Source organism: Spirosoma pollinicola, assembly GCF_002831565.1.
Lineage (GTDB): Bacteria > Bacteroidota > Bacteroidia > Cytophagales > Spirosomataceae > Spirosoma > Spirosoma pollinicola.
In genome coordinates this window covers 2,863,743-2,889,599 of record NZ_CP025096.1, presented here as the reverse complement: position 1 = coordinate 2,889,599, position 25,857 = coordinate 2,863,743, and the positions used below count along the sequence as shown (strand labels likewise).

Genomic DNA, 25,857 nt, shown 5'->3' with positions numbered 1-25,857 from the left:
AAAAACCGCCATTTTCTCGGTAAATTTTGCTATTTTTGTTTACGACAATCCAACGAAAATCAGTGAAATCGACCACCGCAGCAAAGCCACAAGTTAAGAAAAACGAAACGCCCCTCAACCGCCAATATAACCAGATCAAAGCCAAATATCCCGGTGCGTTGCTGCTCTTTCGTGTTGGTGATTTCTATGAAACCTTTGGCGAAGATGCCGTTCGGGCCAGCAAGATTCTGGGCATTACGCTTACCAAACGAAACAACGGCGGATCGAACGAAGAACTGGCCGGGTTTCCCCACCACTCGCTTGATACCCACTTGCCTAAACTCGTTCGGGCGGGCGAACGCGTCGCTATCTGCGATCAGTTAGAGGACCCATCGGTAGCGAAAGGCATTGTTCGGCGGGGTGTTACGGAACTAGTGACCCCCGGTGTTTCATTTAATGACAATGTGCTCGACACCCGGCGCAACAACTACCTTGCCGCTGTTCACTTCGGCAAAACAGACGATACATTCGGTATCTCATTCCTGGATATTTCGACGGGCGAATTTCTGGCCTCGCAGGGTAATTCGGCTTACGTCGATAAACTGCTGCAAAGTTTCAACCCATCGGAAGTTCTGTACTGCAAACGTAATCGGCAGGAGTTCGGCAGTTTATTCGGCGATAAATTTCATACATACACCCTCGAGGACTGGGCCTTCACCTACGACTTTGGGTACAATTTCCTGAAACAGCATTTTCAGACCACTTCGCTCAAAGGGTTCGGTATTGAGGGCATGCCCGATGGGATTATCGCGGCTGGTGTGATTCTGCATTACCTCAACGAAACGGAGCATAAAGACCTTCAGCACATAACCCGCGTTACCCGGCTTGAAGAAGATCGCTACGTGTGGCTCGACCGATTCACCATCCGTAATCTTGAACTGACGGTCGCCCAGCAGGAGGGAGGTGTGCCCCTGATTCAGATCCTCGACCAGACCGTAACGCCAATGGGCGCACGCTTGCTACGTAAATGGCTCAACTTGCCACTCAAGGAAAAAGCCCTGATCGACGAGCGTTTGAATATGGTCGAGTTATTGGTTGGCGATACTGATTTAGCCGACACGCTGATGAATCACCTGAAGCAAATTGGTGATCTGGAACGGCTGGTTTCTAAAGTGGCTGTTCGGCGTATCAGCCCGCGTGAGTTGCTGCAATTGAAACGGTCGCTTCAACATGTGCTGCCGATTAAAGAACTATTGATTACGGCGCTGAGCCAAAAGGAGTCGCCTTCATTAAAGAAATATGCCGATCAACTCAACCCGGTTTCGTTTCTGCTCGACCGGATTGAAACGGAACTGCGCGAAGATCCCCCAACACTCTCAAACCAGGGCGGAATTATTAAACAGGGCATTAACGCAGAGTTAGATGAACTGACCGCCATTGCGTATTCGGGGAAAGATTATTTGCTTCAATTGCAGGAGCGCGAAGTACAACGGACGGGTATTTCGTCACTCAAAATAGCCTATAACAAAGTGTTTGGTTATTACTTAGAGGTTACGCACGCCCATAAAACCCGTGTGCCCGAAGAGTGGATTCGAAAGCAGACGCTGGTAAATGCCGAACGCTACATTACGCCCGAACTGAAAGAATACGAAGATAAAATCCTGAACGCCGAGGAACAGATTTTCCAGATCGAAGCCCGGATGTTCAACGATATGGTAATTGCCGCTGGTGAGTATGTGGGGGCTATTCAACAGAACGCCCGCGTATTGTCGGTGCTGGACGTACTGGCTTCGTTTGGCCGTGTTGCTGTCAAGAACAAATACGTTCGGCCGGCCATTAACGAAAGCAAAGTGCTGAACATCAAAGATGGTCGGCACCCGGTTATTGAACAGCAGTTGCCCCCCGGCGAGCCGTATATCCCGAACGATGTTTACCTGGATGACCAGACCCAGCAGATCATCATTATTACCGGGCCGAACATGGCGGGTAAATCAGCTTTGCTGCGGCAAACGGCCCTGATTGTGCTGATGGCGCAGTCGGGTAGTTTTGTCCCGGCATCGTCGGCAGACATTGGGTTGGTCGACAAGATATTTACGCGTGTGGGCGCGTCTGACAACCTCTCGCGGGGCGAAAGTACGTTCATGGTTGAAATGACCGAAACGGCCAGTATTCTCAACAACCTGAGCGAACGAAGCCTGATTTTGATGGACGAAATTGGCCGGGGGACCAGTACGTACGACGGCGTTTCCATTGCCTGGTCCATCACCGAATACCTGCACAACAAAACCGACTGCCGTCCTAAAACGCTGTTTGCCACGCACTATCACGAACTAAACGATCTGGCTGCCGATAACCCACGCATCAAAAATTACAATGTGTCGGTGAAAGAGCTGGGCAACAAAGTGATTTTTCTGCGGAAGCTGAAAGAAGGCGGTTCGGAACACAGTTTCGGGATTCACGTAGCGCAGATGGCCGGAATGCCTGCCCAGATTGTGAGTCGGGCCAATGAGATTTTAAAACAACTGGAGTCGTCGCACCAACGCGAAACTAACCGGGAAAACATTCAAAAGGCCGTGCCTCAGGAACGGGAATTAGCCCTTCGCATCATCGAATCCGGCGACCCCAAATCCGAAGCGATCAAGGAGAAACTACGCGCCATCGACATAAATCGGCTAACACCTATTGAAGCGCTGCTGCGATTGAATGAGTTGCTGAAAATGGCGGAGTAGATATAAACCGAATGTTTAACTTGAGACTATGAACAAAGTCCTTCATCCCCAATATATTACTGACGAACAGGGTAAGCGTGTTTCGGTAGTATTGCCAATTAAACAGTGGCAACAAGTTTTAGAGGAACTGGAAGAATTAGATGATATTAAGCTTTATGATGATGTAAAAGCTCGAAAAGAGCCAACTATTGCGTTGGCTGAACACAGGCAGAAACGTCAATTGTTGACGTGGTAACAGTAGGCCACCGTCGACAGATTTATTAATAACAATGTGAAGTATGGATGAAAAGTGAGATAAGTTATTTAAAGGCAATAGGTTAACCTCGGTCATTTTGTCATCCCGACGTTAGGAGGGATTTTTGGTAAAATAGAAAACTCTGCTTTCACCGAAGATCCCTCCTAACGTCGGGATGACAAAAATCAGCCAAAAATAATCTTCTGATTATCAGATAGATATATTGAGGTTTATTCGTAATTCACGTTAATAACAGGTAAACAACAACATACATAACATGGAACTAAACGCATTAACCGCCCCACTTACGGTTCACGAAATTGAGTGGCGGGTACAAAGCCAAACTAAAGATGGTCAGAAGATCATCGTCGTGCCGTACATCACTAATCGTTGCGTGATGCAACGCTTCGACGACCAGTTCGGTTGGGCAGGCTGGCAAAACGAAATCAAGGAAATTGACGGTGGTTTTTTATGCACCATCACGGCGATTCTGCCCGGTGGTGAAATTGTCCGCAAAACCGACGGGGCCAGCCGGACGAGTGTTGAGCCAGTGAAAGGCGGTATCAGCGACGCTATGAAACGGTGCGCTGTTCAGTTTGGATTAGGTCGGGCGTTATATGATTTTCCGAAGGTGCTGATCGAAACAACAGACAAGTATATACCCAATTGGGCAACGCCTTTATTAGACAAAATGGTCGAAAAAATCAACGCGGGCGGCACTGTGCGCGATGTAGTGGTGCTTAAACCCGAACACGCCAAACCAACGGCGAAGGCCGCCTAATTGTATGATGCAGGGTGTGTGATGTTATAATATACCCTGCATCATACAATTATATCATTTACTGCTTCCTACAGCCGCCGGGGCATTGCTGCCTCCCATGCCCTTCGAAATGACGAGCAACTTATCGCTGAGTGTCTGAATCGCCTTTTTGTAGCGAGCTTCCAGGTCGGGTAGATTCGCCGTTGACTTTAACGACGCTTCGTATAGTAAACCCGGTAGCATCCAGGACGCATATCCGCTGTTTGGGTCTGATGACGCATAGAGTGATTTGTACCAGCCACCAAACGCGTTGCCTTTTGGATCAATAAATGACCGTTCCAGAAGTCGAAGTTCCTTATTCAACTCCACTAGCTTATCGGTGCGGCCGGTTTGCAGGTAATTCTGCCGGGCCAGTTCGCAGGCGTCGGCATTCTTTTTCATATCGGCAACGGCATTCAGCAATGGGTTGATCGAGTACGTCGGTGCATAGGCCTGAATGGCTTTTTCGGCGGCTTTCAGGTGAACGGCCAGATCGGCTGGGTAGCGGGCAAGGTCATAGGGAACAAGGTCGGCGTTTGCCAGCCGCATAGTCATGGTGCCCACAACCTGCTCCATCATCGGTCCCATTTTGTAGGTCGGATCGGCGAACTTGTCGTAAAAATAGAGGTCGTCGTATTGGGAGTGGTAAAGCGTTGGTCCTTCCATACCCGCACTCAACGACGGAATTCCGATGTGCATGTATGGCGCAATATGATCGGAGCCGCCACCGAGGTTGCCAATCGTTGGTTCGCCCGCCATCACTGCCGGAGCCGATGAGCCCGTTACCCGCGTTGGATTGCCTGCTGCTTTATGACCCATCCAGTGCTGATAGACCGTTTTGTTTGAATCAGGATATTGAACCGCCTGAGTGGCTTCAATAATCAGCTTCTTCATGGACGGCGACGCACTCGCCCCAAACGTCCGACCAGACACAGCCGCATCGTAGTTCATATACGCAACAGCCTTCTGTGTCAGCTCATCGCGAAACTGCTCACTCCACTCCGCCGAGCCAATTACGCCCGGTTCTTCGGCGTCCCAATGGCAAACTTTAATCGTACGCCGGGGCCGCTGACCGGCTTTGGCCAGTTTACCCATCGTTTCGGTCATGCTCAATAACATCGCCGTACCCGAGTTTGGATCGGTAGCACCATACGACCAGGCATCGTAATGGCAACCGGCAATGATCCATTCGTCGGGGAACTCGGCACCGGTCAGCGTACCAACCACCTGATAAATCCGCTGAATCGTTTTCTCCTGCTTCACCATCAACCGCACTTTTAGCGCTGGTCCGCCTTCCAGCCGGTAGGTATACGGTAAGCCGCCTTGCCAGCCTGCCGGAACGGGTCTGATGCCTGCCATCCGTTTCAGAATTTCGGTAGCAGAACCGTAGGGGAGGGGCGTAACCGGAATTTTATGCAGACCAACGGCATTCTGATCGAGCCGTTTGGGTGTGTTCTTGGCATCGAGTGGCAAGGCTGCTTCGCCGGGGGTAAGCGGGTCACCGGTATAGGGCGTCGTCAGCAGAGAACCCCGCTGAATCACGCTTTCGCTGTAATAGGGGCCTTCCGGGAAGGTCAGGCCGCGCATGTAGCCGCTATCGGCGGGGTCGGTATAAATGATCACGCCAACGGCCCCATCGGCTTGGGCAAACTGGGCTTTATAGCCACGAAAATTGCCGCCGTAACGAGCCAGCACGATCTTGCCCTTTACCGAAATACCCATCGCTTTAAGTTGCTCGAAATCTTCTTTCCGGCCATAGTTGGCGTATACGACTTCGGCGGTGGCATCGCCCGAACCCGACCAGGCATTATAGCCGGGCGTCAGTCGTGGGTCGCTGCTGTACTTGTCTTCCTTAAAGAGAAACTCCCGGATGTTCAGCGGCTGACGGATGGGTTCGACCAGTTCAACGGCAATCTCGCCGGGGCCTTTTGGTAGTAATACATCGTGCGGGTAAATGTCTACCTGCCAACCCGCCTTACGCATGGTTTCGGCAATGTAGTCGCGCACCTGCTCATTTTCCTTCGAACCGGTAAGGTGCGGCACGCTACTCAGCTTTTCGAGGTGATTTTTAAAAGCCGCTGATGATTGTTTGGTTTTAAACTCGGCTTCGAGTTTAACCTGAGCGGCCTGCCGGGCAGGAATGAAACCGCTGAGTACTGGCGCTGGGCCAGGCTGCGCCTGAGCGGCTGCAACTGTAAACGCCAGTGCCAGCGTTCGGTAAGCAGTTTTTAGTAGAGGCTGATAGTGCATGAGAATCAAATTGTATAATTCTCAAATATCGGAATTTACTTCGGTAAAGCTTAAAAAAGGCAAGTGAATAGTTGGTTAATAAAAAAAGAGCCGTAGGTTGCACGGCTCTCATTCCTTTAAAGAGAATAAAACTTATTTAGGCATCGCGAAGATGGTCGAATCAACTTTAGGGTTGAATACCATATTCGACAACGTCATGGTAATAGCACCCGGCATGGCAGGACTGTTGAGTTCTATTGTCGACGGCAACGTAAGGCCGTCTACCGTTTTATAATTGCTATACTGCGATTTGATTTCACCACTTTGCCCCTGCATCGTAATGGTCGCTTTGCTGCCTGCCAGTTGATAGGTAGCAGCATCGACGAAGTAATTGACCACACCTGAGGGACCAGTCACTTTTAAATTATAGACGTCTTTTTCGTTCAGCTTTTCTTTCCCAACCAATTCGACCGGATATTTTTTATCCTTAGCTGTTGCCAACTCAGTACCAATCACGTAAGTATTCCCCTTCTGTAGCTTCACTTGATCTTCTGGAAGTGCTTGTGCACCAGAACCGCCCGCCATCGGGTTGATCGCCCAGCCTTTATCGCCGTCAACGACCTGCGTCATTTGCTGACCCATTACAGTAATGTCTGTACGGGACGATTGCCCAACAACCGTCGTTACTTTACCCGTCATGTCCATGCCCATAACACTCATAGACTGGTCGAACTGGAGCGATTTAACGGCGGCCACTTTGTCGGCACCACCCAAAGCCGCAATATTTTTAGTGATGATTTCGTCGGCTGTCTGCGCAAAGGATAACGCCGGAATGGCCACTAGGGCCACAAGGGTAATAAGTTGCTTTTTCATGCAAATAGATTAGTCAGATAGTTTGTAAAGGTACTGAACCACGCTTGTAAAACGTACAGCAAGTAGCATGATAGTTACAAAAAATGATATTCATTTTTGCTCTATCGGCAACTTTAGGGGCCAATCGGCTTGCAGGGCTGACGGGTGTTCGTTACCTTCATCGGCTTAAAACTTAACTACTAACTTTACGATGCTGTCAACGACCCGCGTCAAACTTTCCGTAATGATGTTCCTGCAATTTTTTGTGTGGGGCGCCTGGTACGGCCAAGTGACAAAGTACCTTGAAACACAACTCCATGCTACCGGCGTACAGCAGGGAGCCGCTTTTGCGACTTTTTCAATTGCTATGCTTATCGCTCCCTTCTTTATAGGAATGATTGCAGACCGCTATTTTGCTGCTCAAAAGGTTTTGGGCGTCCTTAATTTATTAGGAGCAGTAGTACTTTTCTACCTCATTCAAGTGAATGATGCCGACCAGTTTTTCTGGGTGTTACTAGTTTATTGTTTAACATTCGCGCCAACTCTGGCCCTAACATCGTCTATTGCGATGCAACAAATGTCCAGCCCTGAAAAAGAGTTTCCGGGTATTCGCGTACTGGGAACTGTATCCTGGATTGTTGTTACTAATATCGTTGGGTACTACGGCTTTGGGGATAAAGTAACAATCTTTCAACTATCCATGTATTCTGCGGTTGTACTGGGTATTTTCTCCTTTTTCCTGCCTGACACCCCTCCCAAGGCTACTAAAGCCACATCTTTCTCGCAAATTTTGGGTCTGGATGCGTTCAAACTATTCAAAGACCGTTCATTTGCTATCTTCTTTCTGTCGTCGGTACTTATTTGTATTCCGCTTTCTTTTTATTACGCCATGGCCAATCCGTCACTGACTGACGGAGGCATGCAGAATGTGGAGAACAAAATGTCACTTGGGCAGGCGTCTGAAGTGATCTTTATGTTGCTCATCCCATTGGCCTACACTCGACTGGGCGTCAAGAAAATGCTTATCGTGGGCTTGGTGGCCTGGATTGTGCGTTTCATTTGCTTCGGTTATGGCGATGGTGGTGCAGGCGAATGGATGCTTTATCTGGCTATCATTCTGCATGGGGTTTGCTACGATTTCTTCTTTGTTACAGGTCAGATTTATACCGATAATAAAGCTGGTGAAAAGATAAAGTCATCGGCACAGGGACTAATTTCATTGGCAACTTACGGTATTGGAATGGGTATTGGCTCTTATCTTTCCGGCATTGTGAAAGATATGTTTAAAACGGGCAATAGCGTCGACTGGACTTCTTTCTGGCTCGTTCCGGCGGGTATCGCGGCTGCGGTATTAGTCGTTTTTGTGCTGTTGTTTACGGATAAAAAGAGACCCGTTCCTAATGAGGGCGAACTGGTATCGTAATTACTATAAACGCAAGGAGCGCAACGTAAAATGCAAAGATCGCAGGGAAGATAAAGTTTTGCGACCTTTGCGTTTTACGTTGCGCTCCTTGCGTTTAAGAATCTATGCAACTTATTTCCTACAACATAAATGGTATCCGGGCGGCTATCCGTAATGGATTGGTCGACTGGCTGTCTCAGCACCAATTTGACATTCTTTGCTTTCAGGAAGTTAAAGCAACGACCGACGTGGTTGATCTGTCTGTATTTGAACAGTTAGGGTATCAATATCACTGGCATGCAGCCGAGAAGAAAGGCTATTCGGGTGTGGCGACGTTTTCGAAAATAGCCCCAACGAATGTTGTTTTAGGCTGTGGGTTACCCGTTTATGACTGTGAAGGACGCATTCTGCGCACCGATTTCGGCGATCTGACACTGCTCAATTGCTATTTTCCGTCGGGCACGTCGGGCGAACTTCGCCAGGGAGTTAAGATGGGTTTTCTATCTGACTTTTATGCATATGTGCAGGAACTTCGGAAAGAGCGGCCCAAGCTTATTGTTGTGGGCGATTACAACATTGCCCATACACCTATCGACATTCATGATCCCATACGCAACAAGAATTCGACTGGTTTCCTACCCGAAGAACGCGCCTGGATGGACGGCTGGTTTGGTAGCGGCATGACCGATTCGTTTCGGTATAAAAACCCTGCCGATGTGGCATATAGCTGGTGGAGTTATCGCGTAGGTGCTCGTAACAACAATAAAGGCTGGCGTATCGACTATGCCTCCGTCACTGACAACCTCCGTGACCAAATTATAGACTGCAAAATGCTACCCGACGCCGTTCACGCCGACCACTGCCCGGTCTGGTTATCAATGAGCGAAAGAGTGAATGAGTGAAAGGGCGACACGACACATTGTTAGGTTTCGCTCTTTCACTCATTCACTCTTTCGCTCATTGATAACTATGTACTTTCTCATCTACAAACCCTACCTTATGCTCTCCCAATTCAGTCGGGAGGGCGATAAACAAACGCTGGCCGATTTGGAGTTTACCTTCCCTTCGGATGTCTATCCCGTAGGGCGACTCGATGCCGACAGCGAAGGGCTCTTGTTGTTGACCAATGACAAACAACTCAATCACCGCCTGCTTAATCCAAAGTTTCGGCATAACCGTACCTATTACGTGCAGGTTGATGGGGCTTTGACCGATGACGCCTGTCGCCAATTGTCGGATGGAGTCACCATTTCGGTAGATAGTAAAACCTATCACACGCTGGTGGCTAAGACCAGTGTGATTGATGCACCAGATTTACCCGAACGCAACCCGCCAATTCGGTATCGGGCCAGTATCCCAACCTCATGGGTATCAATTTCCCTGCACGAAGGTAAAAATCGGCAGGTTCGCAAAATGACCGCTGCGGTGGGTTTCCCAACCCTACGGCTGGTACGCTGGGCTATTGAGAACTTTACTGCCGAGGGGATGATGCCCGGTCAAGTTCGAGAACTGAGTCGGGAAGAGGTGATGAAAGGACTTCGGCTTTTTTAAGTATTGGTATGTTATGATGATCGACAAATAACTATACTAAATAGTAGCTGAATTGAGTGATTCGGTTGTACCTACGGGCTTCAGCCCGTAATCCAGACTAATGTTTTAAACGGGCTGAACCCCATAGGTACAACCGAATCACTCAATTCAAGTAGCACCTACAGAATCCCCTCATCGGCAAAACTGTAATAAGCTTTATCGGTAAAAATCAGGTGATCGAGCACAGGGATATCTAACAGTCGACCAGCGTCTTTCAGTTTTTTAGTCAGGTCTTTATCTGCTTGCGAAGGTGTTAAATTGCCTGATGGATGATTATGAAACAAAATCATCGAGGATGCCAGATGCTCGATAGCCTGTTTGAAAATCAACTTTGGGTCGGCAACGGTACCCGACACGCCCCCAGTACTAATCAGAACCGGACGCATAATTTCGTTGGCGCGGTTCATCAACAAAATCCAGAATTCTTCGTGGGGCTTGTCGATCAAATGCGGAATCATCTCATTATAGGCATCGCGCGAACACGTAACCCGTGCCCGTTGCGGCCGGTCCTGTTCCTTACGCCGACGACCCAGTTCAAGCGCGGCAATGATAGTAATAGCCCGAGCTTCACCAATACCCCGAAACTTCGAGAGGTCTTTGACGCTCAGCTTCGCCAGGTCATTGAGGTTGTTATTGACGCTTTTGAGAATAATTCGGGAGACATCTACGGCTGTAAGATCAACGGTGCCGGAGTTGATAAGAATCGCAATAAGTTCGGCTTCGGACAAGGCCGCCTTGCCTTTGAGCATGAGTTTTTCTCGCGGACGATCTTCTTCGGCCCAGCTTTGAATGGTGCCGGAGGATTCATAGGACATTGATATAAGTCAGTTACGGTGCTGTTTTGGTTTACAAAGTGCACAAAAAAACCTTACCCTCAAAAAGGTAAGGTTTCGTATGACTTGCCATCCTCAAGAATTTGGTTATTGGTTATATAGTTGGCAATAGCTCATTACAGTTACTACACAACAACTCAAACTCAATAAAACTGCTTAAGCAGCAGCTTGAAGCTTGTTAACTAAACGAGCCAATTTCGATTTGTTGTTGGCTGCTTTGTTTTTGTGGATGATGTTACGCTTAGCGAGTTTGTCTAAGGCAGACGAAACAGTTTTGTACAATTCAACGGCCATGGCATGGTCGGTTGTCGTACGAAGTTTCTTTACCATGTTCCGGGTCGTTACGTGTTGGTAACGGTTCAATAAACGCTTCTTGGCACTCGACCGGATAGCTTTTTTTGATGACTTGTGATTTGCCATTGGTATATAAAATGTGATCGTTATCTCGATATAAGGGCGCAAAAATAAGAATTTCGGTTGGAACAAGCAACTGTTCCAACCGAAATTCTTGATTTACTTGACCTTACTGACGAATATCGGCGTTGACAGTCAACGTTTTTTCCCAGATTACTTCATTCTCTTTAACGAATTGTTTGTAGGCTGCGCTGTTCTCAAAAGTTTTTATATCAGCTTCCGATTGAAACGTTAGGTAATGTACTACGTCATAGTCTGCAACGGCCTGATTTGGCAAAATTGTCTTGCCAGACGTGTAACCAACGATCTGTGGAATTTCATGCTTTAAGGAAGCAAAACCGCTCATATGCTGTTCGACTGCTGCATTTTCGACCCCTTTTTTGAATTTAACACACACAACTTGCTGTTTCTGGGCTTTCCGCGCAGGTGAGTAAGCACCATAGATTGTTAAAGCAAACGCGCAAAGTAACACAACGATTAGGGTATATCCCTTTGACTTGACATTCATGATTATTTGAGAATTATTGATTTGACCAAATTTTGTTTTGAATCAGATGGTGCTTTAATTGAATAGTTAAACAATTTGCCTGTAAAGTACCATGATTTATCAAATGTACAAACGTTTTATTTGGTTGCTAATTTTTGTCAATATTTTTTTTGGAAGCGTAGCTGTTCATGCTACCAGCAAACCGGAAAAGGATAGATGGGAAGTATCTGTACGGCGGCTTTCAGAAGGGAAAAACACGGTGAAACTAAAGAGTCGCTTTACCATAAAGGAGTTTGGCCGGACCTTTGCCGGATCAATGGCCCCGACGTGGGGATTTTTTGCGCATCAGCAAATAAATCGACTCTCCGTATTTACACTTCCAACCGATATGATGCACTTTTTTAAAAAGCATATTGGTTTTCTGGCCGACAATGCGGTTAACCCCGATAAGCGACGGTATGCGGTGGTAGGGGAGGCTCCGCGTCATTTTATCGACCTCGATGCCTATCCTGACACATCGGTTGCGACCTTACCAAGATTTTACAAAGAGGCAACGGCCCGTTACGGCGAGGATTCTCTGGCCTTGCACGGACTGGTGCCCTGGCAGATCCAATTGACGAAATATCAATTAACCGAAGCATTTAAGCAACGCGATGTTCGGCGTATTTTACGTGTAGCTGCCGACTTAGGCCATTACATTGCTGATGCTAATGTACCGTTACACACGACCCGTAATTATAATGGGCAGCTAACCAACCAGCAGGGCATTCACGGATTTTGGGAGTCGCGCTTGCCCGAACTGTTCAGTACAGACTATGATTTTCTGACGGGCCAAGCCGAGTATGTGTATTCACCCCAAAAAGCCGCCTGGCGGGCTGTGTTCAATGCCAATGCGGCACTGGATTCAGTACTGTATGTTGAGCAGCAATTAACAAGCGAAGTCGGTGAAACGCGCAAATATGGTTTTGAAGAGCGAAATGGCATCACTGCCAAAGTTTATTCGGCAGACTTCTCCCGGCAGTATCATGAACGGTTGCGCGGGCAGGTCGAACGCCAGATGAGGGCGTCCGTGAAAATGGTTGGCGATTTCTGGTACACCTGCTGGGTTGACGCCGGTCAGCCGGATTTGCGGGCATTGGCAAACTATCAACTTACCGACCAGGAACAAAAAGAAGAAGTCGAAGAGAAGAAGAGTTGGCTTAAACGGCTGTTTTCGGCGAGGGAGGAGAATTGAACCGTGATTTTAACAAGATTTAAAGGATTAGACAAGATTATCTGAGCTATAGGTGTGGCCTCGCAGAATTTGACCAGATTTAAGGTTTTTTTTTGAGATCATAGAATTTAGTGTCTGCAATCTTAAAAATCCTTTAAATCTTATCAAAACACCGAAGGGCCGCGCCTAGTGTTCAGATAATCTTGTCTAATCCTTTAAATCCTGTTAAAATCACGGTTACACGGCCAGTTTCTTCATGTACTCCGCATCGTTTTTCAGGCTTACCATTGGCGACTCGGCGTATTCTTCCTGCTCAACGAGGAAGTATTTGATGCCACTGTCCATCGCTATGCGGAGTGTTTTCTTGAAGTCGACATTGCCTTTGCCCAAGTCATTCTGAACGGGCTTACCTGCCTGTACCGTATAGTCTTTGACGTGACACAGTTCGTAGCGTTTGCCGTACTTCTTGAGGTGCTCGGCGGTGTTTACACCGGCTACGTCAATCCAGCACAAATCCAGTTCAAACATCACGTTTTTAGGATCGGTGTTGGCTAACAGAAATTCCTGAGGAAGTTTGCCATCGAGGGGCCGGAACGAGTAGTCATGGTTGTGATAACCAAATTTCAAGCCAGCCTTGCTCACTTCTTCACCGGCGGTGTTGAACATATCGGCGATTTTCTTCCATTCGTCCCATGTTTTTTGCGGACCAATGTAAGGGCACAGCAAATAAGTCAACCCGGCGTCATGAGCCATCTCAATGCTCTTCTTGATTCCGTCGGGCTTTTCCATCTCCGCTCTGAAGTTGAAGTGCGTGCTGACCATTTTTACCCCGATGCCATCCAGAAATGACTTCATTTCTTTCGGCTCCAGGCCCCACAAAAAGCCCTGTGCACCACTGAAGCTCTCAAACTGTTTGTAGCCCATATTGGCTAGTTGTGTCATAACGCCTTTTGGATCTTTAGGCATCACGTCACGAGCGCTGTAAAGTTGAACGCCAAACGGGCTGATCAGCTTGGCAGGTGCATTGGCCAGTAGGTTGCTTTGGCCGAGGGTAAAGGCTCCGGCTGTTAACAGACCGGATTGTTTTAGGAAACTGCGTCGTTGCATGGTTGGTTAAAGTTTGTATAAAAGTAGTGAAGAATGAAGAGTGTTGAGTGATGAATATCAACAGGAAAATATTCTTCACTCTCTACACTTCATTCTTCACTACTTTTGCGGTCTTTCCTTAATACGAATGACGTTTTCCAAATTATATCTACAAGCCGGACGCGATGAACCGCTCCGGCGATTCCACCCCTGGGTGTTCTCACGCGCTATCAGCCGCTACGAAGGTGATCTGAACGATGGCGATGTAGTGGAAGTGTTCGACAGTAAGAAAAAGTATCTTGCCACCGGCCATTACCACGATGGCAGCATTGCCGTTCGGGTTTTTTCTTTCGGTGCTACGGCTGGTGGACCCGTTACGCCCGATTTACCGTACTGGACTAAAAAACTTGCCCATATTCGTACAATTCGCCAGGCAATCGTTACCGGAGAGACCAACTGCTACCGACTCGTTCATGGCGAAGGCGATGGTTGTACAGGTCTTATTCTGGACGTATATAATGGTGTCGTTGTGCTACAGGCACATTCCATTGGTATGCACCGCGAACGGGACACCATTACTGAAGCCCTGAAAGCTGTTTTTGGTAAGGAACTCCTGGCGGTGTATGACAAAAGCGCTGATACTTTGCCCGACGAATACGGTGCTACCGTAACGAATAGCTACCTGTACGGCCGGACACCCGTGCCACACCCGGTGCAGGAAAACGGAAATACGTTTCTGGTCGACTGGATAACCGGCCAGAAAACCGGATTTTTTCTGGATCAGCGCGACAATCGGGCACTCCTGGCTCAGTATGCGAAAGGGAAAAACGTGTTGAATGCTTTTTGTTATTCAGGTGGGTTTTCTGTTTATGCACTCAAAGCAGACGCTCGCTCTGTTCACTCGGTCGATGTATCGCAGAAAGCAATTGACCTGACGAATCAGAACATAACGGCCAACGTCAGTGAAGGCGACGAGCGGCATCAGGCGTATACCGAAGATGTGATGCATTACATGAAAAATCACGATCAGGTATATGATGTTGTGGTGCTCGATCCACCTGCCTATGCCAAAAGCCAGTCGGCACGGCACCGGGCTGTGCAGGGCTATAAACGACTAAACGCCGAGGGCCTTCGTCGGGTGGCGAAGGGTGGTTTGTTGTTCACATTCTCCTGTTCGCAGGTGGTCGATCGGGAATTGTTTTATAATACAATTGTGGCGGCTGCTATTGAAGCAGGTCGGCAGGTGCGCGTGTTACACCACTTGAGCCAACCCGCCGATCACCCGGTTAGCTTATTCCACCCCGAAGGGGGCTATCTGAAAGGATTGGTGCTGTGGGTTGAATGATATAGAGTGTGTCTGACTTAACAAAATGTCTCTACCATTTTTTGACAAAAACAACGTGAATCAGCGGGAAAAATAAAAGAGTAAGCTGCTCATTGATAGTTGATTGTTGATTGGTTTTTGTCATCCCGACGCAGGAGGGATCTTAGGCTCAGTCAGCGCTCAAGTCAAGAAACTTTAAGATCCCTCCTGCGTCGGGATGACAAAAACCAATTGTCCAGTATTCACGTTGAAATAAATAGAATAGCAGTAAAGGTTGTACTTTAATTGCTCTTTTAGATTAACATTAATTGCTTTCCGCTAATTTTGGGTCTCAACCGCCAGAACGGTTCGGCGGTCCGACGGTTCAGTGGCCCGACTAGTCCTTTCGTATAACCCGATTACATACATAGCTAATTATGGCTGAATTAATCCGAATGCCCAAGATGAGCGACACAATGACCGAAGGCGTCATTGCGGAGTGGCACAAGAAAGTGGGCGACAAAGTAAAATCCGGCGATGTACTGGCCGAAGTTGAAACCGATAAGGCGACAATGGACCTCGAAGCCTATGATGAGGGTACATTACTGTATATCGGTGTAGAGAAAGGTGCGTCCGTACCGGTAGATGGCGTTTTAGCCGTTATTGGTGCCGATGGTGAAGACTATAAAGCATTGCTCAACGGAACGAGCGGAGGAAGCCAGAGTGCCGAAGCGCCTGCTGCTCCCAAGCCAGAACCGGCTCCGGCACCCGCCAATAGCGCGAGTAATGAAACGGCCACGAAATTGCCCGATCCAAAGGCCATCTCTGCCGCTCCAGCCGAGAACGTCAATGCGTCGATTATTCGGATGCCGAAAATGAGCGATACCATGACGGAAGGAACCATCGTGGCATGGCATAAAAAAGAAGGAGATACGGTGAAATCCGGCGATGTACTGGCCGAAGTTGAAACCGATAAAGCCACCATGGATCTTGAAGCCTACGAAGAAGGTACATTGTTGTACATCGGCGTTAAAGAAGGGTCGTCTGTTGCCGTTGATGAAATCATTGCCGTTGTCGGCGAAAAGGGCGCCAACTTTAAAGTATTGCTGGATGGCGGTGGTGGTGCACCCGCAGCTGGTAATGAAGCGGCTACCGGCGAAGGTGGCAGCGCAACAGCCCAGCAAAATCCGCAAGCCGATTTGCCCGCCGATGCCGACACCGATTTATCGTACGGTGGTGGCGAAGGTGATGTTGTTGGATCGAATGGCCGTGTGAAAGCATCGCCGTTAGCCAAACGGATTGCCGAAGAGAAGGGTATTAATCTCACGCAGGTACATGGAAGTGGCCCGGAAGGCCGCATCGTGAAAAGCGATGTCGAGTCATTTGTTCCCGGAAAAACTGCTCCTGCAAAGGCTGCTCCTGCAGCTCAACCTGCTGCACCGGCTCCTCAGCCCACAGCTCCTGCTGCTCAGTCAGCACCTGCGCAAGCCGCCCCTGCATCGGCAGCAACGCCCGCACCTTCGGGCGACTACGAAGATGTTCCGGTTAGCCAGATGCGCAAGACAATTGCCCGTCGTCTGAGCGAGAGCCTGTTCACTGCTCCGCATTTCTACCTGACCATGGAAATCAACATGGATAAGGCAATGGATTTCCGTGGCACAGTGAATGGCATAAGTCCTGTTAAGATATCGTTTAATGATTTTGTGATCAAAGCGGCTGCGCTGGCGCTGAAACAACATCCGAACGTGAATTCATCCTGGCTCGGCGATAAAATCCGGAAGTACAAATATGTCAACATCGGGGTCGCAGTGGCTGTTGATGAGGGCCTGCTGGTGCCGGTTGTTCGTAATGCCGATCAGAAAACGCTGTCGACTATTTCGAGCGAAGTGAAAGATCTGGCCGGAAAAGCGAAAGACAAGAAACTTCAGCCAAAAGACTGGGAGGGAAGTACATTCTCTATCTCGAACCTCGGTATGTTCGGTATCGACGAATTCACGGCAATCATCAACCCACCCGATTCCTGCATTCTGGCGGTAGGTGGTATCAAACAAACGGTGAAATTCGAAGCGGATGCAGCTGGCGTTCCGGTGGCCAAACCAACGAACGTGATGAAAGTGACTCTGTCTTGCGATCACCGCGTGGTGGATGGTGCGACGGGTTCATCGTTCCTGCAAACGTTCAAACAACTGCTCGAAGATCCGATGCGGATGTTGGTATAAGTTTAAAGGAGAAAAGGGAAGAAAGGGAGGAAAGGAGCGTATTGCCATAACTTTCTCCCCTTTTTTCCCCTCCTCCCTTTTCTCCTCTTTCTGTGACTATAAAAAAAGCCCATCCCGACAATCGGGATGGGCTTTTTTTATAGTCACAGAAATTAGATCGTTGCGGGTTCCATTGCGCCCTGAAGCTTTTGCTCCAGTACGTTTTTGGGAACGGCGCCAATTACTTTATCGACCAGTTGTCCGTTTTTGAAAATCATCAGGGTTGGGATGCTGCGGATACCGAATTTAGCGGGAATCTGCGCATTTTGGTCAACGTCCATTTTGGCTACAATGGCTTTTCCCTCGTATTCGCCGGCCAGTTGCTCAACAACGGGTCCGATCATTTTACAAGGACCGCACCATTCGGCCCAGAAATCTACTAAAACGGGTTTGTCAGAATTTATGAGATCGTTGAAGTTCGCATCGGTTGCTTCTACGGCATGTGTTCCTGCTGCCATGACTGAAATGAGTTTATTAAGTTGAACTTGTTTCAGCTACATAAACCGTTTTCAGGCCGTTTAGTTCCGACCTATGTGTTGCCTGGGCGGGGCATCTGTGCTATTGCACAGTTAAGCCTAGTGTGTCTATATAGGCCTGTCCTACCAGTGTTTTAGTTTTTAGCAGGTTAACGCTTTTGATTTGACCTGCCTGAAATCCATGCATAAATTGCTGAGTGCCTGACTCGATTTGGTCCGTATCCTCACTGTGTGCGGAGACAAAAAAAGACATATTCGGTGTGGCACGTTTGCCTACTACACGATCCAACAAGAGTTACAAAGCTCCTGGCCTTATTAACTAATAACGTGTGCTAGCCATCTATGATCACCGACAACAAAACCGACTCATCCAACAAAATCAGGAAGTCAACCTTCAACCCATTAACCCATTCTGTAGACTCGATAAACCATCCGTCCAGCCAATTACGGGGTGATAGTCAAGATGTAATTTGCTTCACCCATTTACGCTGGAATTTTGTTTATCAACGGCCTCAGCATTTACTGAGTAGAGCCAGTCGTCAGTATCGGGTTTGGTATGTTGAAGAGCCTGTCTGGCAGGATACACTTGGGCTTGACGTTCAGGTATTATCTGATACTATTCGGGTTGTGGTTCCTCGCCTGCCACATGGGATCGATCACGAAACGACAATTCGGTTGCAGCGCCAGCTAGTCAATCAACTGATTGAACAACAGTCTATAAAGAAGTATGTAAGTTGGTATTATACACCAATGGCGCTGCAATTCACCGATCACCTTTGTCCGCAATTGACCGTGTATGATTGTATGGACGAGCTATCGGCGTTTAAAGGGGCATCACCTCAATTGCTCGATCTGGAAAAGCGATTACTAGCCAAGGCAAATCTGGTATTTACAGGTGGCTACAGTCTTTATGAAGCCAAACGTTCACGGCATGAGCACGTGTTTGCCTTTCCAAGTTGTATCGATTATCAACATTTTGAGGCTGCTCGCCAGAAATTGCCTGACCCTGTCGATCAACGGCATTTAACAGGTCTGCGTATCGGCTACAGTGGTGTCATTGATGAACGACTTGATCTTGATCTGCTCAAAGATATAGCCGAACGTTTACCGAACTGGCAGTTTGTGCTCCTGGGTCCGGTTGTGAAAATTGACCCCGCCACACTGCCACAAGGGCCAAACCTGCATTATCTGGGTATGAAATCCTATCATGAACTGCCCGCTTACTTCAGTAATTGGGATGCGGCTTTGATGCCATTTGCTATTAACGAGGCCACCCGCTATATCAGCCCCACCAAAACGCCGGAGTATCTGGCGGCTGGTTTACCGGTCGTGTCAACATCTATTCGGGATGTGGCGCGAACCTATGGCGGCTGGGATCAGGTGTTAATTGCTGACTCGGCATCGGTTATCGAGAAGGCACTTGGCCAAATGATTCAATATGCATCTACTTCGGATCGAACGGCGCTGGACGCTTTCCTGCAGGAACAATCCTGGGATAACACCTGGCGTCAAATGCAGAAACTACTTGAAGGGCAACTGGTATATGCGGCTATAAAATAAATGAGAAACTGGCATAGAAAGAGCCAACTAACGGGCAACCAGGGCGAACTTGTCATGAATAACAGCTTGATCTCAGTTTGTATAAGCTTATTTATCAGTGCTTGCGGAGGTAGTAGCACGCCGTCGAATGTAACGTCGCCCGGTCAGGAAAAAACCACTAAAACCCAGGTTCTCGAAGCGGGTGCATCGGCTTTACAGGCAAAGAAACCAGTAAACAAACTGGATATTTACCTCGACGGCTTTCATTTTTATAATGGCCACATGAATGGCCAGATGGAAGCTCATCATTACTGTTCCAAACTCAATGAGGACCTGACGCAGTGCGTTATTTTTGATGGAAATGGCGACAGTGCCAAGATCATGGGCGTTGAGTATATCGTTTCGGAGAAGCTGTTTAAAACACTGCCCGCCGATGAGAAAAAGCTTTGGCACAGCCATCGGTACGAAGTCAAAAGTGGTTCCCTCATTGCACCAGGGTTACCCGACGTTGCCGAACATGAACTGATGGAAACCATCGTGACCACATATGGCAAAACCTGGCATACGTGGCATACCGATCAGGATTTAGCCCTTCCGTATGGAAGTCCGGCATTAATGATGGGCTTCACCAAAGACGGCCAGCTTACTAAACAGCTGGAAAAAGACCGGGATCGGCGGTTTGATTTATCTACGGATGAAAAGAAAAAGAACCGTCTTGATATTCCCGAATCATCCGTTCAACCCGGTGCCGATGCCTGGCAATCGGGCGACGTCGTACAACTGCCCGCTCTGACAAAGCATACGCACCAACATGTTCCAGAATAAGTAATTCTACCATAATTTCAGAAGGGAAGTGACTGTTCTATCTGAAAGGTCAATGGAAAGCGCTGACTGATTATCTGGTGTATTTGAAATCGCTGCCTGATCAAGCACTGACCGGTTCGATGTACACTTGCCGGATTGACGGTTCGGCTGTTTGAATCGTTTTTCGGATACGCGCAATGCCCTGAATCATAGCTGCATCCGTTAATTCGGGCGTGAAGACAATTCGCTGGATAAGCACAATGTCATTTGGCCCCATTTGAAAGGTCAGCGTTTGAGCGGCCTTTATGACCACAGGGTCGGCTTCTGTCAGGGCTATTGTTTGTTGTACAATTGCCGGGTCGGCGGCTTCGCCCATAAGCAGGCTGCGGCTTTCGTGGGCCAGTAAAATGGACACCGCCGTTAGTAAGCAGCCAATAAGTATGGACGCGGCTCCATCCAGATACGGGTTATTGAGTTGGTGCCCTAAAAACACGCCGAGAAAGGCAATAATCAGGCCCAGCACATCAGAGCCATCTTCAAACAGTACCACAAACGTAGCCGGGTCTTTGCTGTCTCTCACCGCCGACCAGAATGGCTGGCTACCCCGTTGGGCATTAAAGGCCCGTAAGGCCGTCAGTAACGAGTAGCCATCCAGCACAAACGCAATACCCAAAACGATGTAGTTCCACTGCGGATTTTCTATTGGCTCCGGGTTACTAATATGACTAAGCCCCTCGTAGAACGACACCCCGCCACCAACGGCAAAGATTAAGATCGACACAACATACGACCAGAAATAAAGCTCGCGACCGTAGCCAAACGGTCGTTTCATATCGGCTGGTTTCTGGCTACGTTTCAGGCCCAACAGCAGCAGCACTTCATTCAGCGTATCGACCAGCGAATGGATACCTTCCGAAACCATCGCCGAGCTACCCGTAACGCTGGCGGCTATAAACTTGGTGAGGGCAATGATCAGATTGGCTCCCAGAGCCGTATATATTGCTGTTTTAGTCGATGCCATGCTGGTTCAACCCGAATTATACGGGCTATGTTCATGACTTGCTGACATCGAGAAATAACCAACATCCGAGGTCTCGCTTTACTGGTCTGATGAAGGCAGTTTGCCCATTGGGCCAACACCTGCGGGCTCACTGTCAGATGCGGGCCGTCTCGATACCATTTCAGCGGCCATTTTCTCCGCATTTTCATCGCCTGTGTGACGCAGCTCGGTAATGATGTTCCGGTAGTTTTTATCGTCGCGGTTCTGGCTGAGTTTGGCCGTGCCCTGAATACTGTCGAGGGTCATACTGAAGGCGACAACACCCCGCATTTCTTTTCGGACATAAGCCTCCGTCATGCTATCGACCGAAACGGGACAGGCCGAACGGACTTCATATTTGTCGACTTGTTTTCGCAAGAAGTCCAGCGTTTGGTCGTCGGTCAAAAGGGTGGTTCGGCCGGTAACATGTACCGAGAGATAATTCCAGGTCGGTACGTTAACGTGATCGTACCAGGAGGATGATATGTAGCTGTGAGCACCCGAGAATACAGCCAGGGCGGGCGTTTGACCCGTCAACAACTTCCAGTGTGGGTTGGCTTTTGCGAGGTGCCCAACCAAGTGAAATTGCCCGTCGGTGCTGGGTAGCAGCTCAATAGGAAGGTGGGTAGCTACCGGAATGCCATCATTGCCGGTGGATATTAGTAACGCAAATGAGTTATCCCGTATAAACTGAAATAATGTATCGCGGTCAGTTTCCTGAAAGGTTTTGGGCGTGTACATAATGGATTTGAATAGTTAGGAACTATTGTAAATAATCGGGCAGTGCTGTTTCCAGGCTATTCTGCGCCGGAACCGGTGTCAGTCGCACGGTTTGCATTGGAATTACTCCCGCCCAGGTTGGCAGGTTTTCATCTTCGGGTTCGTCACCTGGCCCACCTGTGCGAACTTTGGCGGAGGCTTCGTCCAGCGAAAAGGCAAGAACCGTTGTTTTCCGCATTTCGCTGTTGGTAGTTGGCCGAAGGTCGTTCCAGCGGCCGGGTATAAGATGATCCGTTATCAGGGCCAGTGCTTCCATTCGTTCAGCTTCGTCGGTTACTTTTTCGGCCTTTGCGAAAATCACCACCGAGCGATAGTTGACCGAATGATGAAAAGCCGATTTTGCCAGCACCAGCCCGTCTGTCAGCATAACCGAAATACAGACAGGATTCCCCTGCTCAATAGATCGAATAAAATGACTGCCCACCGACCCATGAATGTAAAGCTTGTCGCCTTTTCGGACATAGGCTGTTGGAATAGCCATCGGCTGGCCGTCAATGACATAACTGACGGTACAGAACAAAGCTTCGTCCAGAATTGGGTGAATGGTGGCTTCGTCGTAATGCGCACGTTTTGCTAAACGGCTGGGTGTTGTGCGGCTGGTTTGCATAGAATCATTTGCTTTTTATACTGCAAATGTCTTGCTTTAGTGGACTATGTAAATCATCCAGTTCCTATAAACTGACTAGTCCGGTTATGCTTCCCTTTAAAACCTTGATCCATCTGGATAGATCGTTGCCTGTGCCTGTTTTCGTTCAGCTAAGTAATCAACTTGGGCAGCTTATCCGGGCGGGTACATTGACGCCGGGGCAACGATTGCCCGGTACACGCCAGCTTGCCGAATTGCTTGATCTAAACAGGCAAACAATTGTTGCTTCGTATGATGAAGGCGTTGCCCAGGGGTGGCTCGAAAGCCGGTCGGGGAGCGGCACGTATGTAGCTGATTATTTTCCGGAAGTCAAGCCACAGAGGTTGATTGTAAAGAATAGTCAGGCCGCTTCAGATCGAAATAGGGGCACAACTGAACAGCCGGGCTACGCCTTTGAGCGCCTTGATTTTCTGGCCCGGCCTGTGCTGACAAATCAGGATGGGTTGCGGTTAGATGATGGTTTTCCAGATAGTCGACTGGCACCGATGGACGAGTTAAGCCGGGCCTACCGCTCGTATTTTCGCTGGGGAAATCCGCAGAAACACTTTGGCTATGGCGATACAAAAGGGCATCCCTTACTGCGTGAGCAACTGTCCATTTACCTGAACGAAACCCGTGGCCTGCAAACAACACCCGAGAATGTACTTATTACGCGGGGCAGTATCATGGGCCTGCACCTCGCCAGTCAGGTGCTGCTGCGGCCGGGCGATGTCGTCGTAACGGGCGAAACTACCTGGGCGGGAGCAACTATGAATTTCCGGAAAACGGGCGCTACTGTGTTATCCGTGCCTGTTGATGAACATGGTCTCGATATAGACCAACTGGCCATTTATTGCGAAAATCAGCCGATACGAATGGTTTTCGTTACGCCCCATCACCATTACCCAACGACTGTAACACTCCAGCCCGGCCGACGGGTTCGACTGTTGCAACTGGCTGAACAATATGGATTTGCTATACTGGAAGATGACTACGATTACGATTTTCATTACCTCAGCCGACCAATTTTACCGCTTGCCAGCGCCGACCGGCAAGGTATGGTCGTCTATGTTGGCTCGCTGACAAAGTCGGTGGCACCTGCCTTTCGGGTTGGCTACGTGGTTGGCCCAACGGCGTTGATTGATGAACTGGCCCGACTCCGGCGTATCATTGACCGGCAGGGCGACCCCATGCTCGAATTTGCCATTGGGCAGTTGTTCAAAACCGGCGACATGAAACGGCACTTTCGAAAAACATTACGTACGTACCACGCTCGACGCGATCACTTTTGCGCGTTGCTAACCAGCGAACTGCCGGATGCTGTTCAGTTCAATAAGCCCGATGGCGGATTGGCCGTTTGGGCACGCTTCGACCCTAAACTAAATATGGAAGCAATGGCACAACGGGCTGCTCAGGAGGGGTTGACACTAGCAAATGGGCTTTTTCATAACCCACCCGGCCAGCAGTTGAACGGAACACGGCTTGGCTTTGCGTCGAGTTCGGAAGATGAGTTGGAGCAGAGTGTGGCGGTATTGAGAAGGGTGATCTAGGCCTCAATACGTAATTTCCTCGTCGTCCAGCAGTTGTTTGATGTTCAGGGTGCAGTCATCCAGCATGGTAATGGTTTCTGACCAGTTCACTACATACCAGATTGGGTCATTTTTGTTGATGACATAAACTTTTTGTGCGCCTGTAATAATCCAGAGTAGTTTCTCAACACCAAAGTCGAGTAATTTCTGCGATTTACGCATGATGTATTCGTCTGCTTTGTTAGGAAAGTCAGTCATGTCGGCTTTAATATCTACCTCGATAACCACCTTTGGCGGTACATCAAAATAGTTTCCTTTAAGCTTGCCTATTTTTTCTTTCTCAAAAATTACCAGGTCATGGCCCAGATTATCCCCAACAGCCAGATGTAAACCAATCTCATTTGTTGCCAGAAGGTACTTTTTTCGGTTGATATGATTGCCTATATAAATAGTCAAAAGTGCCACTAAAACACCTTGTAAATCAGAACACGATATAATTTCTTCAAGTGTTTTTTTTCCCGCCAGCACCTCCCTGTACCCCCGATAGTACACGGGTTGTCCTGCCCACATTTCATAAATGAGGGCAGAGGGAATAGTACGGGTGGATGAACGACGTTTCTTCTCAGCAACCATGGTCTTAGTTCTGTTGAGTTTATACTTTAACAAGTTTAGTGTAAAAAAATATATTGACAAACTACGTATTAGCTTGTTTTCCAGGTCTTGTAGGCGGTTGGCAAACACACCGCGCAGGGCCGGAAACCCTGTTCAGTAGCTTCAGTTTCGTCTCGAAAGAAGACTCTATTTTCGGCCTTCATGTGTTTGCCCGCCCGGCAGGTAAGTAACCCGTAAATTTTGCTGGGGCGGTGACCTCCCAGTGTAATTTCCTTACATTTAATCAGGCTCACCAATGTGCGCAACCGGGCAAATGGCGTGGGCCCTAACTCACTATGCGCTATCATGCCGCATCATGAAAGATCAAGCCCACATTCAAACGTTTGCCACTCCTGACTTCGCTGACACCGTGCCGCATCGCCACGCGGTGATAACCCCGTGTACTTTTAACTGGCCGAAACTTGGTTGTGAAAAGCAGTATCTGGCCTTGCTGCGGTTGCAAAACGGTTGCTTTTGATTGCATGCGAGGGCGTTGTTCGAGCATGATAAACTCACCTCCGGTATACTCCTGCCCCGGCTGGTTTAAAAACAAAACAGCCTGAAAAGGGAAATATAACTCGCCGTACATGTCCTGATGAAGCGCGTTCCAGTCGCCGGTTGCGTAGTTGAGCATCAGGGGCGTTGGGCGGGTTTGTCCAGCTTCGTGACACACAGCCAGCCATTCATCAAGCTCGGTGGGGTATCGCTGCGCAAGGCCGAGTTTTTCATTCCAGTCATTGGCGACTGGGGCAAGTTGCGTGAATAGTTCATGCCGAAGCGCATCGACAACGGGCGGCAAGGGGTAGTTGAAATACTTGTATTCGCCACTGCCGTAGCCGTGATTTTGCATCACAATCGTTTTGCGGAACAGGTCTGGCGAATCGTACAGGGTGGCTATTTCCCGGCATTCGTCAGCCGATAGGAGCGGTGGTAATAATGTGAACCCCGTTTCGGAGAGGGCTTGCTGGTGAGTGGGCCAGTTCAGGGTACTTGGTTTCATAAATA

The 25,857-nt window shown here is 48.6% G+C and carries 25 protein-coding genes; 12 read left to right on the top strand and 13 right to left on the bottom strand.

Annotation, left to right across the window (positions count from 1 at the left end):
- Nucleotides 1-62 precede the first annotated feature (62 nt).
- The 3 genes from mutS to CWM47_RS12130 all read left to right on the top strand — a co-directional run bounded on the left by mutS (nucleotide 63) and on the right by CWM47_RS12130 (nucleotide 3,724).
- Nucleotides 63-2,708, top strand: coding sequence for a DNA mismatch repair protein MutS (gene mutS, locus CWM47_RS12140; RefSeq protein WP_100988229.1), 2,646 nt, complete (start codon nucleotides 63-65; stop codon nucleotides 2,706-2,708).
- A 28-nt stretch (nucleotides 2,709-2,736) separates the two neighbouring features.
- On the top strand, nucleotides 2,737-2,943 hold the full coding sequence (locus CWM47_RS12135; RefSeq protein ID WP_100988228.1) for a hypothetical protein: 207 nt from the start codon (nucleotides 2,737-2,739) through the stop codon (nucleotides 2,941-2,943).
- 277 nt (nucleotides 2,944-3,220) lie between these two features.
- A complete protein-coding gene (locus CWM47_RS12130) occupies nucleotides 3,221-3,724 on the top strand; it encodes a Rad52/Rad22 family DNA repair protein (protein WP_100988227.1) in 504 nt (167 codons plus the stop codon).
- A gap of 54 nt (nucleotides 3,725-3,778) precedes the next feature.
- Here CWM47_RS12130 and CWM47_RS12125 read toward each other — a convergent pair whose 3' ends face one another.
- Together CWM47_RS12125 and CWM47_RS12120 are read right to left on the bottom strand one after the other, a co-directional pair.
- Nucleotides 3,779-5,992 (bottom strand): M28 family peptidase, encoded by a 2,214-nt coding sequence (locus CWM47_RS12125; RefSeq protein WP_100988226.1) that lies wholly within the window; start codon nucleotides 5,990-5,992, stop codon nucleotides 3,779-3,781.
- A gap of 132 nt (nucleotides 5,993-6,124) precedes the next feature.
- The gene (locus CWM47_RS12120; protein ID WP_100988225.1) at nucleotides 6,125-6,844 is read right to left on the bottom strand and encodes a DUF4292 domain-containing protein; all 720 of its coding nucleotides are present in this window, start codon (nucleotides 6,842-6,844) and stop codon (nucleotides 6,125-6,127) included.
- A gap of 190 nt (nucleotides 6,845-7,034) precedes the next feature.
- Between CWM47_RS12120 and CWM47_RS12115 the strand changes: the two genes are divergently transcribed.
- From CWM47_RS12115 to CWM47_RS12105, 3 genes are all read left to right on the top strand, one after another.
- Nucleotides 7,035-8,246 (top strand): nucleoside permease, encoded by a 1,212-nt coding sequence (locus CWM47_RS12115; protein WP_100988224.1) that lies wholly within the window; start codon nucleotides 7,035-7,037, stop codon nucleotides 8,244-8,246.
- Between the two features lie 104 nt (nucleotides 8,247-8,350).
- Nucleotides 8,351-9,127, top strand: coding sequence for an exodeoxyribonuclease III (locus CWM47_RS12110; RefSeq protein WP_100988223.1), 777 nt, complete (start codon nucleotides 8,351-8,353; stop codon nucleotides 9,125-9,127).
- 67 nt (nucleotides 9,128-9,194) lie between these two features.
- Nucleotides 9,195-9,776, top strand: a complete 582-nt coding sequence (locus tag CWM47_RS12105; RefSeq protein ID WP_100988222.1) for a pseudouridine synthase — start codon at nucleotides 9,195-9,197, stop codon at nucleotides 9,774-9,776.
- Nucleotides 9,777-9,934: 158 nt separating this feature from the next.
- On the opposite strand, the gene radC is transcribed toward CWM47_RS12105, so the two are convergent.
- The 3 genes from radC to CWM47_RS12090 all read right to left on the bottom strand — a co-directional run bounded on the left by radC (nucleotide 9,935) and on the right by CWM47_RS12090 (nucleotide 11,570).
- Nucleotides 9,935-10,630: a RadC family protein gene (radC, locus tag CWM47_RS12100; protein ID WP_100988221.1), complete on the bottom strand. Its 696-nt coding sequence runs from the start codon at nucleotides 10,628-10,630 to the stop codon at nucleotides 9,935-9,937.
- 174 nt (nucleotides 10,631-10,804) lie between these two features.
- Nucleotides 10,805-11,068, bottom strand: a complete 264-nt coding sequence (gene rpsT, locus CWM47_RS12095; RefSeq protein ID WP_100988220.1) for a 30S ribosomal protein S20 — start codon at nucleotides 11,066-11,068, stop codon at nucleotides 10,805-10,807.
- A 103-nt stretch (nucleotides 11,069-11,171) separates the two neighbouring features.
- Entirely contained in the window at nucleotides 11,172-11,570 is a 399-nt protein-coding gene (locus CWM47_RS12090; RefSeq protein WP_100988219.1) for a Dabb family protein, read from the bottom strand.
- Nucleotides 11,571-11,865: 295 nt separating this feature from the next.
- Between CWM47_RS12090 and CWM47_RS12085 the strand changes: the two genes are divergently transcribed.
- The gene (locus CWM47_RS12085; RefSeq protein ID WP_394342013.1) at nucleotides 11,866-12,783 is read left to right on the top strand and encodes a zinc dependent phospholipase C family protein; all 918 of its coding nucleotides are present in this window, start codon (nucleotides 11,866-11,868) and stop codon (nucleotides 12,781-12,783) included.
- A 216-nt stretch (nucleotides 12,784-12,999) separates the two neighbouring features.
- Here the strand turns inward: CWM47_RS12085 and CWM47_RS12080 are convergent, their stop codons facing one another.
- A complete protein-coding gene (locus CWM47_RS12080; RefSeq protein WP_100988217.1) occupies nucleotides 13,000-13,869 on the bottom strand; it encodes a sugar phosphate isomerase/epimerase family protein in 870 nt (289 codons plus the stop codon).
- Between the two features lie 127 nt (nucleotides 13,870-13,996).
- Between CWM47_RS12080 and CWM47_RS12075 the strand changes: the two genes are divergently transcribed.
- Together CWM47_RS12075 and CWM47_RS12070 are read left to right on the top strand one after the other, a co-directional pair.
- Nucleotides 13,997-15,193: a class I SAM-dependent rRNA methyltransferase gene (locus tag CWM47_RS12075; protein ID WP_100988216.1), complete on the top strand. Its 1,197-nt coding sequence runs from the start codon at nucleotides 13,997-13,999 to the stop codon at nucleotides 15,191-15,193.
- A 395-nt stretch (nucleotides 15,194-15,588) separates the two neighbouring features.
- A complete protein-coding gene (locus CWM47_RS12070) occupies nucleotides 15,589-17,370 on the top strand; it encodes a pyruvate dehydrogenase complex dihydrolipoamide acetyltransferase (protein WP_100988215.1) in 1,782 nt (593 codons plus the stop codon).
- A 152-nt stretch (nucleotides 17,371-17,522) separates the two neighbouring features.
- On the opposite strand, the gene trxA is transcribed toward CWM47_RS12070, so the two are convergent.
- Nucleotides 17,523-17,867 (bottom strand): thioredoxin, encoded by a 345-nt coding sequence (gene trxA / locus CWM47_RS12065; protein WP_100988214.1) that lies wholly within the window; start codon nucleotides 17,865-17,867, stop codon nucleotides 17,523-17,525.
- A gap of 360 nt (nucleotides 17,868-18,227) precedes the next feature.
- Between trxA and CWM47_RS12060 the strand changes: the two genes are divergently transcribed.
- Complete coding sequence (locus CWM47_RS12060) at nucleotides 18,228-19,445, top strand: glycosyltransferase family 1 protein (protein ID WP_100988213.1); 1,218 nt, start codon at nucleotides 18,228-18,230, stop codon at nucleotides 19,443-19,445.
- On the top strand, nucleotides 19,446-20,249 hold the full coding sequence (locus tag CWM47_RS12055) for an OBAP family protein (RefSeq protein WP_240625869.1): 804 nt from the start codon (nucleotides 19,446-19,448) through the stop codon (nucleotides 20,247-20,249).
- Nucleotides 20,250-20,349: 100 nt separating this feature from the next.
- Here CWM47_RS12055 and CWM47_RS12050 read toward each other — a convergent pair whose 3' ends face one another.
- The 3 genes from CWM47_RS12050 to CWM47_RS12040 form a co-directional block, all read right to left on the bottom strand.
- On the bottom strand, nucleotides 20,350-21,249 hold the full coding sequence (locus CWM47_RS12050) for a cation diffusion facilitator family transporter (protein ID WP_100988212.1): 900 nt from the start codon (nucleotides 21,247-21,249) through the stop codon (nucleotides 20,350-20,352).
- Nucleotides 21,250-21,327: 78 nt separating this feature from the next.
- Entirely contained in the window at nucleotides 21,328-22,008 is a 681-nt protein-coding gene (locus CWM47_RS12045; protein WP_100988211.1) for an FMN-binding negative transcriptional regulator, read from the bottom strand.
- A gap of 22 nt (nucleotides 22,009-22,030) precedes the next feature.
- Entirely contained in the window at nucleotides 22,031-22,654 is a 624-nt protein-coding gene (locus tag CWM47_RS12040) for a pyridoxamine 5'-phosphate oxidase family protein (protein WP_100988210.1), read from the bottom strand.
- A gap of 86 nt (nucleotides 22,655-22,740) precedes the next feature.
- On the opposite strand from CWM47_RS12040, the gene CWM47_RS12035 reads away from it, so the two are divergent.
- The gene (locus tag CWM47_RS12035) at nucleotides 22,741-24,222 is read left to right on the top strand and encodes an aminotransferase-like domain-containing protein (RefSeq protein WP_100988209.1); all 1,482 of its coding nucleotides are present in this window, start codon (nucleotides 22,741-22,743) and stop codon (nucleotides 24,220-24,222) included.
- A 3-nt stretch (nucleotides 24,223-24,225) separates the two neighbouring features.
- Here the strand turns inward: CWM47_RS12035 and CWM47_RS12030 are convergent, their stop codons facing one another.
- From CWM47_RS12030 to CWM47_RS12020, 3 genes are all read right to left on the bottom strand, one after another.
- Nucleotides 24,226-24,834, bottom strand: coding sequence for a PDDEXK family nuclease (locus CWM47_RS12030; protein WP_100988208.1), 609 nt, complete (start codon nucleotides 24,832-24,834; stop codon nucleotides 24,226-24,228).
- A 68-nt stretch (nucleotides 24,835-24,902) separates the two neighbouring features.
- Entirely contained in the window at nucleotides 24,903-25,160 is a 258-nt protein-coding gene (locus CWM47_RS12025) for an Ada metal-binding domain-containing protein (protein WP_100988207.1), read from the bottom strand.
- Complete coding sequence (locus CWM47_RS12020) at nucleotides 25,157-25,852, bottom strand: 2OG-Fe(II) oxygenase (protein ID WP_100988206.1); 696 nt, start codon at nucleotides 25,850-25,852, stop codon at nucleotides 25,157-25,159. Before CWM47_RS12020 ends, CWM47_RS12025 begins: the two co-directional genes overlap by 4 nt.
- Nucleotides 25,853-25,857: the final 5 nt, after the last annotated feature.